Annotated in this window: 12 protein-coding genes; 3 read left to right on the top strand and 9 right to left on the bottom strand. The window is 54.1% G+C overall.

The window, feature by feature from the left end:
* Nucleotides 1-71 precede the first annotated feature (71 nt).
* From ACKGJP_RS16315 to leuC, 7 genes are all read right to left on the bottom strand, one after another.
* Nucleotides 72-344: an NAD/NADP transhydrogenase alpha subunit gene (locus tag ACKGJP_RS16315; protein ID WP_409346674.1), complete on the bottom strand. Its 273-nt coding sequence runs from the start codon at nucleotides 342-344 to the stop codon at nucleotides 72-74.
* Between the two features lie 30 nt (nucleotides 345-374).
* Complete coding sequence (nth, locus tag ACKGJP_RS16310; RefSeq protein WP_409346673.1) at nucleotides 375-1,052, bottom strand: endonuclease III; 678 nt, start codon at nucleotides 1,050-1,052, stop codon at nucleotides 375-377.
* A 277-nt stretch (nucleotides 1,053-1,329) separates the two neighbouring features.
* The gene (locus ACKGJP_RS16305; protein ID WP_409346672.1) at nucleotides 1,330-4,083 is read right to left on the bottom strand and encodes an S-layer homology domain-containing protein; all 2,754 of its coding nucleotides are present in this window, start codon (nucleotides 4,081-4,083) and stop codon (nucleotides 1,330-1,332) included.
* A gap of 30 nt (nucleotides 4,084-4,113) precedes the next feature.
* Nucleotides 4,114-4,668 (bottom strand): GerMN domain-containing protein, encoded by a 555-nt coding sequence (locus ACKGJP_RS16300; protein WP_409346671.1) that lies wholly within the window; start codon nucleotides 4,666-4,668, stop codon nucleotides 4,114-4,116.
* A 62-nt stretch (nucleotides 4,669-4,730) separates the two neighbouring features.
* A complete protein-coding gene (locus tag ACKGJP_RS16295; protein ID WP_409346670.1) occupies nucleotides 4,731-6,530 on the bottom strand; it encodes an N-acetylmuramoyl-L-alanine amidase in 1,800 nt (599 codons plus the stop codon).
* A 280-nt stretch (nucleotides 6,531-6,810) separates the two neighbouring features.
* Entirely contained in the window at nucleotides 6,811-7,416 is a 606-nt protein-coding gene (gene leuD, locus ACKGJP_RS16290) for a 3-isopropylmalate dehydratase small subunit (RefSeq protein ID WP_409346669.1), read from the bottom strand.
* Between the two features lie 100 nt (nucleotides 7,417-7,516).
* A complete protein-coding gene (leuC, locus tag ACKGJP_RS16285) occupies nucleotides 7,517-8,923 on the bottom strand; it encodes a 3-isopropylmalate dehydratase large subunit (RefSeq protein WP_409346668.1) in 1,407 nt (468 codons plus the stop codon).
* Nucleotides 8,924-9,092: 169 nt separating this feature from the next.
* Here leuC and ACKGJP_RS16280 point away from each other — a divergent pair, with 169 nt between their 5' ends.
* Nucleotides 9,093-9,986, top strand: a complete 894-nt coding sequence (locus ACKGJP_RS16280) for a LysR family transcriptional regulator (protein ID WP_409346667.1) — start codon at nucleotides 9,093-9,095, stop codon at nucleotides 9,984-9,986.
* A 68-nt stretch (nucleotides 9,987-10,054) separates the two neighbouring features.
* On the opposite strand, the gene ACKGJP_RS16275 is transcribed toward ACKGJP_RS16280, so the two are convergent.
* Both ACKGJP_RS16275 and ACKGJP_RS16270 read right to left on the bottom strand, forming a co-directional pair.
* Nucleotides 10,055-10,855 carry a carbon-nitrogen family hydrolase gene (locus ACKGJP_RS16275; protein ID WP_409346666.1) on the bottom strand — a complete coding sequence of 267 codons (801 nt, stop codon included), beginning with the start codon at nucleotides 10,853-10,855 and terminating at the stop codon, nucleotides 10,055-10,057.
* Nucleotides 10,856-11,083: 228 nt separating this feature from the next.
* On the bottom strand, nucleotides 11,084-11,974 hold the full coding sequence (locus ACKGJP_RS16270; RefSeq protein ID WP_409346665.1) for an EamA family transporter: 891 nt from the start codon (nucleotides 11,972-11,974) through the stop codon (nucleotides 11,084-11,086).
* Between the two features lie 563 nt (nucleotides 11,975-12,537).
* On the opposite strand from ACKGJP_RS16270, the gene ACKGJP_RS16265 reads away from it, so the two are divergent.
* Complete coding sequence (locus ACKGJP_RS16265; RefSeq protein ID WP_409346664.1) at nucleotides 12,538-13,734, top strand: pyridoxal phosphate-dependent aminotransferase; 1,197 nt, start codon at nucleotides 12,538-12,540, stop codon at nucleotides 13,732-13,734.
* 458 nt (nucleotides 13,735-14,192) lie between these two features.
* A complete protein-coding gene (gene proB / locus ACKGJP_RS16260) occupies nucleotides 14,193-15,290 on the top strand; it encodes a glutamate 5-kinase (RefSeq protein WP_409346663.1) in 1,098 nt (365 codons plus the stop codon).
* Nucleotides 15,291-15,355: the final 65 nt, after the last annotated feature.

The raw sequence follows: 15,355 nt of genomic DNA, 5'->3' as shown, positions 1-15,355 counted from the left end.
AAAAAAACCCCACCTTGGACGTGGGGCTTCCGTTTGTGTAAAAAGAAGCCGAAAAATTCGGCTTCCGGCTTCTATAGCAGTACGTTTTCTTCTTCGGGAATGAAGATCTCGAACACGTCGCCGTGCTGCAAAATCGTAATATCCTTGTCCTTCACCTTCATGACGACAACGTCCGGACGAACCTTCATCCGATCCAAATAGTTTTCCGGCACGGTACCCGATTCGCTAACCACTACGCCCTCAACCTCGCGCTCTTCGTTCTCCGCAAGCGGCGTATTCAGAACTTCCTCGTAAATGTCCGAAAATTGTTCGAAGCTTTTCGTATAAACTGCGATGCATTTCATCTTTAATCCCATCCTTATTCGTTATCGTCGCTATCTCTTTACAATCTTACTAGTCTTTCTAATCTTCGGCGTTTTCATACGTTTTTTGCCCTCCCGGCAACCCTCGAGGAGAGGGCAGACGGTACAGCTAGGGTTTTGCGCTTTGCAGTGATATCTCCCGAAAAAAATGAGCCGGTGGTGCGTTATCGTCCATTCGTCCTTCGGGACCTTTTTCATCAGCTTCTTCTCGACTTCCAGCACCGAATCTTCTTCCTTCGCCATGCCCAACCGTTTGGAAACACGCTCGACATGAGTATCGACAGCTATAGCCGGTACGCCGAAAGCATTCGAAACGACCACGTTAGCCGTCTTCCTGCCCACGCCGGGCAGCTCGACAAGCTGCTCGTGCTTCTCCGGTACGTTTCCGTCATATGTATCCAACAAAATTCGGCACAAGCTTTGGATGTTTTTGGCTTTGCTGCGGAACAGCCCGATCCGGCGAATATCCTGCTCCAGCTCGTCAAGCGGAACGGACACATAATCTTCAGGCTTTTTATATTTCTCAAACAGCGTTTGGGTCACTTTATTGACCGTTTCATCCGTGCATTGAGCGGATAGCAGTACCGCAATCGTTAATTCGAACGGATTGGAATGGCGTAACTCGCAATGCGCATCGGGAAACATCTCCGCAATCGTGTCAAGCACGTGTCGAACTTGTTTCTGGACCACTTGGCGTCATCCCTCCCCCATTGCAAGTAGTAGCTTTTGCCCAATACCCATCAGTGTACAGAATCATACAAGGATAATCAATGCTTTCCTTCATCAAAAACCGAACTTTTTCGCAAAAAAGCGAAAATTCCTTGTCTTTTTTTTGCCGGCATCATGCGGTGCATTTCGAATAGGTCACAACGCGAAAAAAACGCAAAGAATCCGGCAACGAAAGCCTGTCGCTTTGCTGCCGGATTCTGATCATGTCAACTGTGTGTGAGTAGCACAGAATGAGGGCTTACTGACGTTCTACCTCAATAATCTTGCCGTCGATCAAATAGATCGAAACTTGCTCTTGCGCCACCAGGTAATTCGGAATGACCGCCGTATCCCCTCTGTGAACGTAAACGTTCTGATGGAGCACGTATTCCGTCTTATCGCCAATCGCTCTAAGCAGCAGCGTGAGCACCCTCGAGCTCGGATTGTATCCGGAAACCGTTCTCTGCTGCTTCTCGGCAACCGTTGCCGTGAAGCCGCCATCCGGATTGGCGTTCAGCTCGATGCGGTCTCCTTGCTTAAGGGAAGAAAGCGAACCGTTCGCAGCATTGCCTTGACGTACGATGAATTTACCCGCCGTATCGATCGTTTGCCTTGTTCCCGACGATTCTTGCACGATCAGTTTGCCGGTTGCCGCATCAACGGATGTAACCGAGCCGCGCAGGGTTGACTGCATAGCGACTTTCGTAACTTTAGTTCCCGTAAACGAAATATGCATGTTCTCGTCGATGCTCATATCCGCGAAAACGGCATTTGTTTTGGACGAGTTGATAATCGGAACGTCATAGTTAACGATAAAAGTAGACGTTGCTCCCGATTCGTCAATTACTTTGATTTGGCGGTTCGGTTCATCCTTGAAAACCAGCCGGACCAGCTTTGTTTTCACTTGCTGCACGCTGCTAACCCGATCCTGCGACGAACTAAGCGTCACTTTGACCTTGTCGTCGACTGCCAGCTTGGAAGGAACCGCAGCCCCTTGTCCCCCTGCCAACTCAACTAGCGGAGACGAGCTAAGTTTTAACGGCAAGATTTGTCCGTCATCCGTTTTGATCGTTAAATCGGACGTTGTGGAGTTGATAAGCGCGATGGTTCCTTCGTACGTATTGGATACCATAATTTTTTGCACGGATTTATCGCCTTGGGAAGCGACCAGATCAATTTTCATGCCCTTTGGAAATTGACTGGGGAAATTCGCGACCGTAACCGGATAGCCGTTCTTATCGATAACCGTGTTATCGCTCAACACATAAGCTTCGGGACGACCGTCCTGGAGAACGGTTAACGATTTCGTATCGGCGTCGTAGCTGACAACCGAAACCATATACGTCGTTCGAATCGAGCGGGACATCACGATAATGGCGGTGACGTTGTTATTGTCGTCAAGCTCGACTTTCAGTTCGTCCCCTACCTTCAAATCTTTGACCCCCGCATATGACAATCCGGGAATCGTCACCGTAACGTCGGAGCGAACGTCATAGCTTGCCGGTTTGTTTCCGGCCGCTTTACGGATGGTCACATAGGAATTGCCCGCGTCCGAGCTTACATATTCCAGCTTCCCTTGATCGACCGTCTCCGCATAAGGCTTAGTGACGTCAAGCGTCGTAATGGCGCCGTTAAGCGTCTGGTACTTGACCTTGTCTCCTTGCTGAAGCTTGCCGAGCTCGGTCGAGGTCGTGCCCTTAAACGTAATATCGGCACCGGCCGCCAGCGTGTACTCAACCGTGCCTTTATCTTTTTCCGCAACGATCAGCTTATTTTCCGAAGCTTTGACGCTTTGTACGGCACCTTCGGCATTCGCGATGACAGGCGGCTGTACGATTGTTACCTGGCTGAACTTGCTGCCGGCTGGATAAGACAAGCGTTTAAGCGCAAGCTTGCTGCCCTTCTCCAAGGAGCCGAGACTGGACCCGCTGCCGTCTTTGTTGAGCACCGTGACGGCTTGCGCCAGATCGTACCAGCCGGTTCCGGTAGCGGCAGTCAGTTTCAGCTTCATTTCGACCAAATTGACCTCTTCAAGAACGCCCTCGGCCATTTCGATCCCGGCATCCTCGCGAACCACCTCGATATAAACCGCATTCGTACCTTGCGTCACTACGTAGATTTCGCTGCCCGCTTTCAAATCGCTGAACTTGATTTGTCCGGGATCGTTCGAAGCGTTAAAAATAGCGGTTGCGCCGCTTACGCCAAAACTTGAGAGTGTGCCGACCGAATCGGCTAACCGAATGGACTTATCGCCAATCTGGTCGATGTACCGGATCGAAGCTTGCCCCGAAAGCTGAGCGATGTCTTTGGCAGCCCGGCTCAGGAATGTCGCCATTTGGGCCCGCGTTACGCTGCCCTTCGGCTTGAAGCTTCCGTCCTCGAAGCCATCCACAAGCTTCATGCCTACCGCCGCGTTTATGTAGCCGATTGCCCAGGAAGACATGCTGGACGTATCGGAGAATGAAGTCGAGCCGTTTTGCTGCTTGTCCGCTTCTCCTTGCTTGCCGAGCATGCGGACGACGATTTTGGCGATCCATTCGCGCGATGCGCCGCGCTCTCCCCAACTCGTTTTGTCTCCGCTGCCCGCGCTGTCGGACTCTTCCTGAATTTTGATCAGCCCGCTCTCGATCGCCTGGATGACGTAAGGTTTTGCGTCGCTGCGTACGACCATATTTTTAGGCAGGACCGTCTCGACGCTGTTCCCCTTCGCTTTATCCTCGAGTCCCATCATGCGGATTGCCATAATAAGCGCATCTTGCTGGGAAACATTGTTCTCCGGGAAAAATTTGCCGTCGTATCCTTGAATGATTCCGAGCAGCGATAGTTTCGTAATATGTTTGTTCGCCCAGTGCGAAACCGCCACATCGGGAAAGCTAGATTTCGCCGTCGCCGTGCTTCCTTGGGCCGTTCCCGTTCCCCCGGTCGTTTCCGCCCATACGGGAGCGCCGCCAAGCGCCATCGTCGCCGCGATCGTTACGACGACAGCGCGTTTTGCCACCTTCGAATTACCCATCTGTTTTCCCCTCTCTCCATGAGCCGCCCGTTAAGACCTGTGCATAGGATGCGGCAAATCCATATGCCCCATTAAACTTTCGACTTGCTTGCCGTCAAGCAGCACGTCGATCGATTTCAATTCGGTAAATTGAAACAGCGTCTTTTGCAGGGCCTGCAAAAGCATCGCTTCCCCATTTGATCCTAATTGCCCGTCCGGATTTAAAGAAACGTCCAGTACGAGCGCACCGTCTTTGGCGGTTGCCGACTTCAGCGTCAATCCCGCGCATAGCGGAATTGCCTGTTTGTCCGGCCCCGTCTGCAGCGCTTTGAAAGCTTCGGCGTATTTGGCTTGATCGTTCTCGTAACGGATCGTAACCGTTCTCACTTCCAGCTTGCTGGCCGTTTCGTCGGAATAATAGACCTGGATGCTCTTCTCCTGCTTAGCCGGCGCAATCGAAGCCGACGGCGACGGGCTTTGCGAAGGCTGCTGCGTTGCGGCAGAAGGCTGCGCGGCGTTGTTGTTCGGCTGCTTCGCTTGTCCGCAACCGGCAGCGGTTACGGCCATACAAGCGGCTACGATGTACGTGATGGTTTGTTTGCGCATGGTATCCCCTCCCGGTGTATTTGGTTTCTTAGGTTCCGTTCGACGTACCGCTCGGCGCTTCACTAGTGAAGGTACTGTTTAATGCCTGCGGCTATGGCTTCGGCAACCTTTTCCTGGAGTTCTTCCTTGAACATCTGTGCTTCTTCCGCTTCATTCGATAAAAATCCGATTTCGCAAAGTACGGCAGGCATTGTTGTGCTTTTGATGACACGGTAATCGTTCTTCTTCACTTTCCGGTCCGGAAAACCGGCCGCATTCAAAATGCGGTCATGCAGAAGCTTCGCCAGCTCAAAGCTTTGTTCGCGCCAATAATACGTCTCCGTTCCGCGAACGGAAGGGGATGTAAACTTATTGCCGTGAATCGAAACGAATACGTCCGCGTTGCGGTTGTTGGCGAATTCGACCCGTTCGTCTAACTCAAGGAAGGTGTCGTCCTCCCTCGTCATCAGCACTTCAATGGAAGAATCCTGCTGCAAATACTTTTTCACTTTGAGAGCCATCGCCAGCGTAAAATCCTTCTCGAATCGCCCCGTTACCGATTTGGCGCCAGGATCGCCATCTCCGTGTCCCGCATCGATAACCACTTTGTATTTGGCTCCCGATCCGGGCGAAGGCGCCGCCGTCTCCTTGTCGCTGAATGCGATGACGATAGCGCCGGCCGATGCCGACTCCACTAAATTATAAAAGATTTTCGAGTTCAGGTCGACCACAACGCGAACGACTGCGGGATCGTTCTTAAAATTAGCGTATCGGATTTTACCGATAGCCTTATGTATAGGGGTAAATTCTCCGCCGTTAGCCGAAGCGGCTGCTTGCACGGAATCGCTCGACAGTCCGCCGGCTGCGGTTGCGGTCGAAGCCTGGGTGCCGGCGCCACCGGCGTTATCTTTCGGACTTGGCGTCGGGCTTGCCGAGCCTGTCGCTTTAGCCGTCCCGGTTGGAGACGGGCTTGGCGTCGGGCTTGTTGCAATTGACCTTTTGCCCGAGTCGCTTGTAGGGCTTGTCCCGGCGGCGCTCGAACTTTCGGGATTCCCCGAAGCCGCGGAACGAATGGTCTCGCTTCCGGATGGCGGCGCGGATGCGGACGGCACCTCGGCGACGGATACGCCGCTCGCTTGCTTCAAGGCGGAAGCGGTATCGATGCCTGTTCCTGCTTTTAATGACTTTGACAATTTGCTGTTCGGCAGTTCAATGACGAGCCGATCCGGGTTTTTTAATGTAAACAATGATGGCTTTACGTTCCCGTTCGTCAGAATGGTCAATTTGTCTTCGGCAAAGCCGATAGCTGTGACTTCAGCTGTTCCCGACGGCTTTTGTCCGCCGCCGCCCGGCGCTTCCGAGCCAGGAGTTCCGATCGGGCCCGGTTTATCGGGTAGATTTTGGCCGTTTTCGCCGCCATTGCCTTTCCCGTCTTCCGGCTTCTTCTCCGGTTCCTTCTTGGTTAACAGTACGGCCCTCGCGTCATTGTCCCAGTCGACCTTCAGCCCGAGCTGCTCGGCAACGATTCTGACAGGCAGAAGCGTATTGCCGTTTACGTTGATTGGCGCGGCTTCAAGCTTTTGGACGGTTCCGTTGACGTTCGCTTCCAGACGATTGATATGAAAATCCATATGAATCTCGCCTTTATCAACCGTAGCTTTCTGTTTCTCCTGTATCCAGTCGACCTTGGCTCCGAGCGCTTCCGAAATGATACGCATGGGAACGAGCGTAATTTCATTGACGATTCGCGGCGGCTCCTCCGGTTTCAGCTGCTTGCCATCCAGAAACAGACGTACCTCCGAAGCGTTAGCCATCCCAATCTGCGGCAAAAGCAGCTGCAACAGCAACAGCGCCGGCAACAGCGCAATCCAAAACTTCCTCATCGCACACCTCAACCCATGTTCGTTTTTCGTACTGCGGTAAAGCGTAAGCTTCCGACTTTGTCCGACACTAGTATAACGCAAAATCTACGATAAAGTTGCGTTAAATGTCGTATTTTACTAGATTTAGACGCTGCGGACGGATTATCGGCAATAATGTCATCCATATCTTCCTTTCATTCCATTTTCCAATGATTTTTGGATAGGGTAGACGGGCTGACTCTTGATAAATCGAAAAAACCGCGGGAGCGAAGTCCCGCGGCTGGCGTTAAACTATGCGTTTTTATTTATAAGCGATACGCGACGCGTGCTGTTCTTCATAGGCGGCGATCGCCGAATCGTGCTGCAGCGTCAGACCGATATCGTCAAGACCAAGCAGCAGGAACTGTCTGCGGTGCTCGTCAAGATCGAAGGCAATTTCCAGGCCTTGTTCGTCGGTAATCTTCTTTTGCTCAAGATCGACGGTCAGCTTGTAGCCTTCTTTAGCCGTCGTACGCTGGAACAAATCTTCCACTTGCTCCTCGGAAAGCTTGATCGGCAGAATGCTGTTTTTGAAGCAGTTGTTATAGAAAATGTCTGCGAACGATGGCGCGATAACGACCTTGAAGCCATAGTCCAAAATCGCCCAAGGCGCGTGCTCGCGGGACGAGCCGCAGCCGAAGTTGGCGCGGGAGATAAGCACCGAAGCTCCTTCGTAACGCGGTTGGTTCAGCGAAAACTCGGGAATCACGTTGCCGGCTTGATCAAAGCGCCACTCAAAAAACAAATATTGTCCGAAGCCGGTCCGCTCGATTCTTTTCAAAAACTGTTTCGGAATAATGGCATCCGTATCGACGTTGACGCGGTCGACCGGTCCGACCAGACCTGTATGCTTAATAAAAGGTTGCATCTATTCGTTCTCCCCTCAAGGTAATTCTAATGTCCCCTTCCGGTAACAAAGCAGAACGGTTGGTTCTGAAAAAGAGACATTAGAATGTCTAGTTATGATCTTAGTGGAATTGCCATTCGCGAACGTCGTAGAAATGTCCTTTGATCGCGGCAGCAGCAGCCATTGCAGGCGAAACCAGATGGGTGCGTCCGTCGCGTCCTTGACGTCCTTCAAAGTTGCGGTTCGAAGTCGAGGCGCAGCGTTCGCCCGGGCTCAGCACGTCAGGATTCATCGCCAGACACATCGAGCAGCCGGCGTCGCGCCATTCGAAGCCCGCTTCGACGAACACTTTATCCAAGCCTTCTTTCTCCGCTTGTAATTTAACACGACCGGAGCCCGGCACGACCATTGCGCGCACCGTAGGATTTACCGTGTAGCCTTTGGCGACCGAAGCAGCCGCGCGCAAATCTTCGATCCGGCCGTTCGTGCAGGAACCGATAAAGACAACGTCTACTTTCAGGTCCGTCATCGGCGTTCCCGGAGTCAAGCCCATATATTCAATCGCTTTTTCAGCCGCTTTGCGTTCATTCTCCGTCGGAAGGCTCTTCGGCTCCGGTACGGAAGCCGTTACGTCCGTCCCCATCCCCGGGCTCGTTCCCCAAGTCACTTGCGGCACGAGGGTTTCGGCGTCGAAATCGACGACCGTGTCGTAAACTGCGCCTTCGTCGGTTGTCAGTTTCTTCCATTCGGAAACCGCTTGATCGTACGCTTCGCCTTGCGGTACGTATTCACGGCCGCGCAAGTAGTTGAAGGTCGTTTCGTCAGGCGCGATCAGGCCGGCGCGCGCTCCCGCTTCGATCGACATGTTGCAGACGGTCATCCGCTCTTCCATCGACAGTCCGCGGATCGATTCGCCCGTATATTCGACGACATAGCCTGTAGCAAAATCGGTGCCGTACTTCGCGATAACGCCAAGAATCAAGTCCTTTGCCGTTACGCCCGGCTTCAGCTTGCCGCTGATGCGAACTTCCATCGTCTTGGACTTGCCTTGCTGCAAGCACTGGGTGGCAAGCACGTGCTCGACCTCGCTCGTGCCGATACCGAAGGCCAGTGCGCCGAATGCGCCGTGCGTCGAAGTGTGGCTGTCGCCGCATACGATCGTTTTGCCCGGGTGCGTCAAGCCGATTTCAGGTCCCATAACGTGAACGACGCCTTGGTCGACGTTATTCAGGTCGAACAGCTTGACCCCGAAGTCCGCGCAGTTTTGCGACAAAGTGTCGATCTGCTGTTTCGAAATCGGATCGGTTATGTTAAAACGGTCTTTCGTAGGTACGTTATGATCCATCGTCGCGTAAGTAAGATCCGGACGGCGCACCTTGCGGTTGTTCAGGCGAAGCCCTTCGAACGCCTGCGGCGACGTTACTTCGTGAACCAGGTGCAAATCGATATAAATAATGGCCGGCTTGCCCGCTTCCTGATTAATAACGTGATTGTCCCAAATTTTCTCGTACAATGTCTTTTTTGTCATCGTTACCCCACCTCTTCTTGAAGATGTCGAACTTTGTAAGAAGCTAACCTATGAATTTCGATGCAAATATCGTATCATTTCTTTGTTCATTGTTCCAAGATATAATATCTATAAGAGCTATAGGATGAAGTAATAAGCAACCCCGCAAAATCATTTAGGAGGAATATAGATGGAAATTCGGCAGCTTCAATATGCGGTGCAGATTGCAGCGGACAAAAATTTTTCGCGGGCGGCGGAAAAGCTTCATATCGCGCAGCCTTCGCTCAGTCAGCAGCTCGCCAAGCTCGAGAAAGAAATCGGCGTTCTGCTGTTTCAGCGCAACACGAATTCCGTCGAAGCCACTCACGCGGGTTCCGTTTTTGTGGAAAAGGCGCAAACCATACTCGACATGATCGCCCAGCTCAAAAAAGAAATGGAAGACATATCGCAGATGCGCAAAGGCAGGCTGATCGTCGGCTCCCTGCCGATGACGGGCGCGCATATTTTGCCTCGCATTCTCCCGGTATTCTATAAGCTGCACCCCGGCATCGAAGTCATGCTCGTGGAAGAGACGACATCCAATCTGGAATCGCTGACGGCAAGCGGCCAGACGGATATCAGCCTGCTGACGCTGCCGGTTATCGATCCCGCGCTTTCCTACGAGCCGCTTATCGAAGAGGAAATCGAGCTGGCCGTTCCGCAGCAGCATCCGCTGGCCGAGCTGGCCCGAAACGGAGAACCGGTTGATGTCTCCATACTGCGCGACGAGCCGTTCATCGTGCTGAAGCGGGGCCAAGGCTTCCGCCAGCTGGCCTTTGAGCTTTGCGCCGCAGCCGGCTTCGTGCCTCGGGTCGTGTTCGAAAGCAGCAACATTGAAACCGTGCAGTCGCTCGTCGCCGCCGGCATGGGCATCTCGTTCGTTCCCTCAATGATCGCCAGAGAGCTGGGCAGCCCCTTTGTCCCCGTTTACTTGAAGCTGATCGGCGCCCCAAGCCGGATGCTAGTCATCGCTTACCGCAAAGGACGCTATTTGTCGAAAGCGGCGGAAGCGTTTATCTCGACAGCGGTCGAGGCCGTAAAATAAGCACGATCGCCGTGCATGTGCGAAAAACAACCCCCGCCGCTTCGGCAAGGAAGCTTCGGGGGTTGTTCTTATTTATACAAATGCGGGCGGCGGTCTTCGAAAATCGGGATCGTCCGGCGCACCCTGTCGACATCGTCCAGATTGATCGTCGCCGTCAGAACGGCTTCCTCCTCGCCGCCTTCCACAAGCGCTTCGCCCCACGGATCGATGACCATCGAATGTCCGAAGAACGATGTCGTACCGCTCGTTCCGACGCGGTTGCACGAAACGACATACATTTGATTTTCGATCGCTCTCGCCATCAGCAGCGTGCGCCAGTGATGAAGCCGCGGGTGCGGCCACTCGGCGGGCACGAACAGCAGCTTGGCTCCGTCAAGCGCGAGCTTCCGGGACAGCTCCGGGAATCGAATGTCGTAGCAGATCATCATCCCCGCCTGAATGCCGTCGAAGTCGAAGCGGCCGACCCGTTCCCCCGCCGTCAAATATTTTTCCTCGTCCATCAAACGAAACAAATGAATCTTGGAGTAGTCCGCGGCAACGGCACCGGTCCTGTCGAATGCGTAAATCGTATTCAGGACGGCGTCGTCCTTCTTCTCGGCGATCGAACCCCCAATAATGTTCACTTGGTGCTTTCGGCTGAATTGCGACAAATATTCGCGCGTCCTAACGCCCTGCACGTCGGCCAGCTCGTGAATGCGGTCGAGCGCATAGCCCGTATTCCACATTTCCGGAAACACGATGACATCCGGCTTTTCGGCCGCTCCGACGGCTTGTTCCAGCATCGACTCCAGTTTGGCGAAATTGCGCTCGGGCTCGCCGATCGCGATATCCATTTGCAGCAAGCTGATGCGTAGCGAAGATGTAGTCATGATTCGATAACTCCCTTGCGATAGTTATGGTTGGGTGTCATTCCAAGCAAATTTCCGGATCTCTTCTATAATTTCCACTCGCTCGCCTTCCGTCCATCCCATGTAGTCGGCGCAAGTGTATTGACGTTTCGGCAGTGGCATACTCATCAAATCCACCGCAATATCAAAGCTTTTCCTCATTATAGCATGAATCCGCCAGCCATTTGAAAAGAAACCGAACGGGCTGCGCTAGACGCCCTTCGGTTCCCGCGTCTTACCGCGGAGCAGCAAGCCCATCTGCGGAACCGCGATGCCGAACAAAATAACGGCGACACCGAACCATTGCAGCGGCGATACCTGCTCGCCGAGCACGACGGCGGACAGCGTTACGGCTGTCGGAAGCTCCGCGGCGCTCAATATCGTCGCAAGTCCGGGGCCGATCCGCGGCACGCCGATGGCGAAGAACAGCGGCGGAATGACCATGCCGAACACGCCTAGAGGTAGTCCGTACGGCGTCATGTCGGCGAGCCTGCCCAGATCGAGCAAATAAACCGGCGGATAGACGATAAAGACGAGCAGCAGCGAGCCCGACACCATCCAGAAGCTGCGTGTCAGCACCGGCACATGCGTGGCCGTACGGCCGCTGAAAAAAATGAACAAGGAGAACGTCAGCGCGGACAACAGCCCGAGCACGATTCCCTTGCCGGTCAGCTCGAATGCTCCGCCGTTCAGCAAGCCGCTGGAGACGACCGTTCCGATGACGAGAAAAACAAGCGACGCCAGCTTGGAGGTGCCCGGCGTTTTCCGGTCGATGACCGACTCGAGCAGAACGCCGATCCACGTAAACTGAAACAAAAGCACGATGGCGATCGAAGCCGGCACCGTCTGAAGCGAGCCGTAATAGAACATGCCGGTCAACCCGGAAGTCATGCCGACCAAAGCTAGCGTGCCGGCCGTCCTCCAGGGTATCTTATGCCGCGAAAAGAAGAGCATCAGCACGAGCAGCACGAGCCAGCCGAACAGATTTTGTCCGCCTACCGCCTCCGCGGGCGTAAAGCCCTTGCCGTAGGAAAGCTTTACGATCGTGGACAAGATTCCGAAGCTGCACGCCCCCAAAAATACAGATAGCATATACTTCATGGCCAATCCCCGTTTCTATTGATGTGCGTCAAACTAACCCAGTGTATCATGTTCCGCGAGACATGGGAACGATCGGACCTGAACGCATCGTTTGTCACCTCTTAGGTACCTTATTTGTGCAAATCCCGTAAAATCAGCGTCCTACATGAGTTGAACCTTAATTTGCCGCAAAACCGTGAACTCCACCGACCAAGCAACTGGAAAAACTCCAGCTAATATTAATTGGTTTGCATAGTCATTTTGAACGGACTGGATTTTCTCCATCTATTTCCTCACGTTTTCTAAGCAGATGAGGGGAATTATCGGAATAACGGCAGGTTTTCCATATAAATGATGATGAGAACCGCCTATGAACAAAATGAACAGCATGTTTTCCAGTTAGATGCTTACGCAATGCGCTGAAGAATCAAGATTTTTCACCTAAGCAGTAACCCCGTACCGTACTATACAGCCATCCCGTTTTTTGATACAGTAGAAATCGACTTGTGCACAGGATAAAACCGAGCGAGGTTGACCGTTTCCAAACGGAAACCCGCCTTAATAAACTTGCGGAGTGAAGCTATATGAATCTCGAACAACCGATGCCTTTTGCCATTCAGCCTGCGGAGAGAATGCAGCAGCTGCCGACTCAATTTTTTGCTACCCTGGTCAAGAAAGCGAACGCGCAAATCGCCGCCGGCCACGACGTCATCAATCTGGGTCAAGGCAATCCGGATCGTCCGACCCCTGCCCATATCGTACGAAAGCTGCAGGAAGCGGCGCCGAATCCACTCTATCACAAATATCCGCCCTTCAGCGGCTTCGGCTTTTTGAAGGAAGCGGTCGCCCGCCGTTACGCGGAGGATTACGGCGTTCAGTTGGATCCGGAAACCGAAGTAGCCGTCCTGTTCGGCGGCAAAACGGGTCTCGTCGAGATTAGCCAATGCTTGCTTAACCCGGGAGACGTCTGCCTTGTTCCCGATCCGGGCTACCCCGATTATTGGTCGGGCGTCGTGCTCGCAGGCGGTGAGATGGTGTTCATGCCGCTGCGCGAATCGAACCGTTTTCTGCCCGATTACGGTTCCCTGAAGCCGGACGAGCTGAACCGCGCCAAGCTGATGTTCCTCAATTATCCGAACAACCCGACCGGCGTGAACGCGCCCGCCGAGTTTTACGAAGAAACCGTGCGCTTTGCCGAACGGAACGGCATCGTCGTAGCGAGCGATTTTGCTTACGGCGCAATCGGCTTCGACGGACAAAAGCCTCGCAGCTTCCTGCAGACGCCCGGAGCGAAGGAAGTCGGCGTCGAGTTCTACACGCTGTCCAAAACGTACAACATGGCCGGCTGGCGGGTCGGCTTCGCCATCGGCAACCGTGAGATCGTCCGTCTGATCAATCTGATTCAGGACCATTATTACTGCAGCCTGTTCGGCGGCATTCAAGAAGCTGCGGCGGAAGCGTTGACAGGGCCGCAGGATTGCGTGCGCGAGCTTGTCTCCGTGTATGAATCCCGGCGCAACACGCTGTTCGAGGCGCTAAACCGGATCGGCTGGCAGGCGAAGCCTTCTGAAGGCTCCTTCTTCACGTGGCTGCCCGTGCCTAAAGGCCATACGTCCGCGTCGCTTGCCGACCTGCTGCTAAGCGAAGCGAAAATCGTCGTGGCGCCGGGAATCGGCTTCGGGACCAGCGGCGAGGGTTACGTTAGAATGGGACTGCTGACCACCGAAGAACGGCTCGTAGAAGCTGCCGAGCGTATCGGAAAGCTGGCGTTGTTCGGGTGACGGGATACGTGCTTCCGTCTAAGCCGCGAGGCTTAACGGAAGGGTTTGGTTAGAAAGAACAGTCACGCAGACCCGCCGCAATGGCTTTACAATCGCATGACGCCATGCTATGCTATACGGAAATCATTTCATATTTGCCATACGCAAACGTATTGACGGGACCAGTAGGAAGAAGAAACGCGTCAGAGAGTAAATTTCCAGGCTGAGAGAATTTACCGCGGATCCTATCCGAAACCCACCCCCGAACGGTCAACGACGAGTTGAACGGCTCCCTGCCGTTACTAGGGACTAAGTCGGACGGCCCCGTAGTCGGGTTCGTCAACTAAGGTGGTACCGCGGAAGCCCAAGCTTTCGTCCTTGTTTTCATGAGGACGGAAGCTTTTTTATTTTCGGCGAATAGCCGGCCTTAAACGGAATATGGAACGCTCATTAACTATGGATTCAAGGACGTGAATGACATGACGCATCGTATCGTAGTAAAAATCGGCAGCAGCTCGCTTACCTCGGAAGCAGGAGGCTTAAACCGGGAACGGGTCGCCTTTTTTGCGGGCGAATTGGCTAAGCTGAGACATTCCGGCCACCAGGTGCTGCTGGTGACGTCGGGCGCTGTGGCGGCGGGCTTTACGACGATCGGCTACAAGCAGCGGCCGAAGAACGTGCACGAGAAGCAAGCGGCGGCGGCCGTAGGGCAAGCCCTGCTCATGCAGGCTTATCAGGAAGCTTTCGCGGCGGACGGCGTGCACGTGGCGCAGCTGCTGCTCACCCGCTCCGACTTCTCCAACCGCAAACGGATGCATAACGCACAAATGACAATCGATGAGCTTCTGGCACACGGAATCGTTCCGATTATTAACGAAAACGACACGGTGTCGATCGACGAGCTCAAATTCGGCGACAACGACAAGCTGTCCGCGCTCGTCGCCAACCTCGTAAAGGCGCAGCGTCTGATCATCATTACCGATACGGACGGCTTATACACCGATAATCCCAGAACGAATCCGGAGGCGCAGCGTATCGAACGCGTCGAAATCATCAGCGAGGACATTTACCGCTTTGCCGGCGGAGCCGGGTCGGCTGTCGGTACGGGCGGTATGCGTTCGAAGGTCGAAGCGGCCCGCATCGCCATGCGCGGAGGCGTTCCGGTCTTCGTGGGGCGCGTATGCGAACCGGGCGATCTGCAGCTCGCGGCAGACGAAGCCGGCAAAGGCACTTATTTCGAGACGAGCGCGCACAGCCTGTCCATGAAAAAGCAGTGGGTCGGCTTCCACTCGCTCTCCACGGGGGCGATCACCGTCGACGACGGCGCCCGCTCCGCCCTCCTCGCCGGCGGCAAGAGCCTTTTGCCGGCCGGCATTACGCTGGTCGACGGCGAATTCCATCCCGGCGACGTCGTCGAGGTGCTCGGCTCCGACGGCCGCACGATCGGACGCGGCGTCGTGAATTACACGTCGACGCAGCTTCGCGCAGCAGCCGGCTTATCTACGGACGAAGTCCAGAAGCGTGTTGACGTGCTGCGTATCGAAGTCATTCACCGCGACGAGTGGGTCGCGATTTGAGCCCCACAAAGTGACGCGAGCCTTCGAGGCGAATTCCGACTACTTTGCGGGGAGCCTCGACACAT

The organism is Paenibacillus litoralis, from assembly GCF_046244365.1.
Classification (GTDB): Bacteria; Bacillota; Bacilli; order Paenibacillales; family NBRC-103111; genus Paenibacillus_V.
This window is presented reverse-complemented; position numbering and strand designations above follow the sequence as displayed.

Excerpts from the sequence above, each read along its gene's own strand:
- ACKGJP_RS16265 (WP_409346664.1), top strand. The coding sequence starts at position 12,538 with ATGAATCTCGAACAACCGATGCCTTTTGCCATTCAGCCTGCGGAGAGA.
- leuD (WP_409346669.1), bottom strand. The coding sequence starts at position 7,416 with ATGCAACCTTTTATTAAGCATACAGGTCTGGTCGGACCGGTCGACCGC.
- ACKGJP_RS16270 (WP_409346665.1), bottom strand. The coding sequence starts at position 11,974 with ATGAAGTATATGCTATCTGTATTTTTGGGGGCGTGCAGCTTCGGAATC.
- ACKGJP_RS16305 (WP_409346672.1), bottom strand. The coding sequence starts at position 4,083 with ATGGGTAATTCGAAGGTGGCAAAACGCGCTGTCGTCGTAACGATCGCG.
- ACKGJP_RS16315 (WP_409346674.1), bottom strand. The coding sequence starts at position 344 with ATGAAATGCATCGCAGTTTATACGAAAAGCTTCGAACAATTTTCGGAC.
- leuC (WP_409346668.1), bottom strand. The coding sequence starts at position 8,923 with ATGACAAAAAAGACATTGTACGAGAAAATTTGGGACAATCACGTTATT.
- ACKGJP_RS16295 (WP_409346670.1), bottom strand. The coding sequence starts at position 6,530 with ATGAGGAAGTTTTGGATTGCGCTGTTGCCGGCGCTGTTGCTGTTGCAG.
- ACKGJP_RS16300 (WP_409346671.1), bottom strand. The coding sequence starts at position 4,668 with ATGCGCAAACAAACCATCACGTACATCGTAGCCGCTTGTATGGCCGTA.
- ACKGJP_RS16280 (WP_409346667.1), top strand. The coding sequence starts at position 9,093 with ATGGAAATTCGGCAGCTTCAATATGCGGTGCAGATTGCAGCGGACAAA.
- ACKGJP_RS16275 (WP_409346666.1), bottom strand. The coding sequence starts at position 10,855 with ATGACTACATCTTCGCTACGCATCAGCTTGCTGCAAATGGATATCGCG.
- proB (WP_409346663.1), top strand. The coding sequence starts at position 14,193 with ATGACGCATCGTATCGTAGTAAAAATCGGCAGCAGCTCGCTTACCTCG.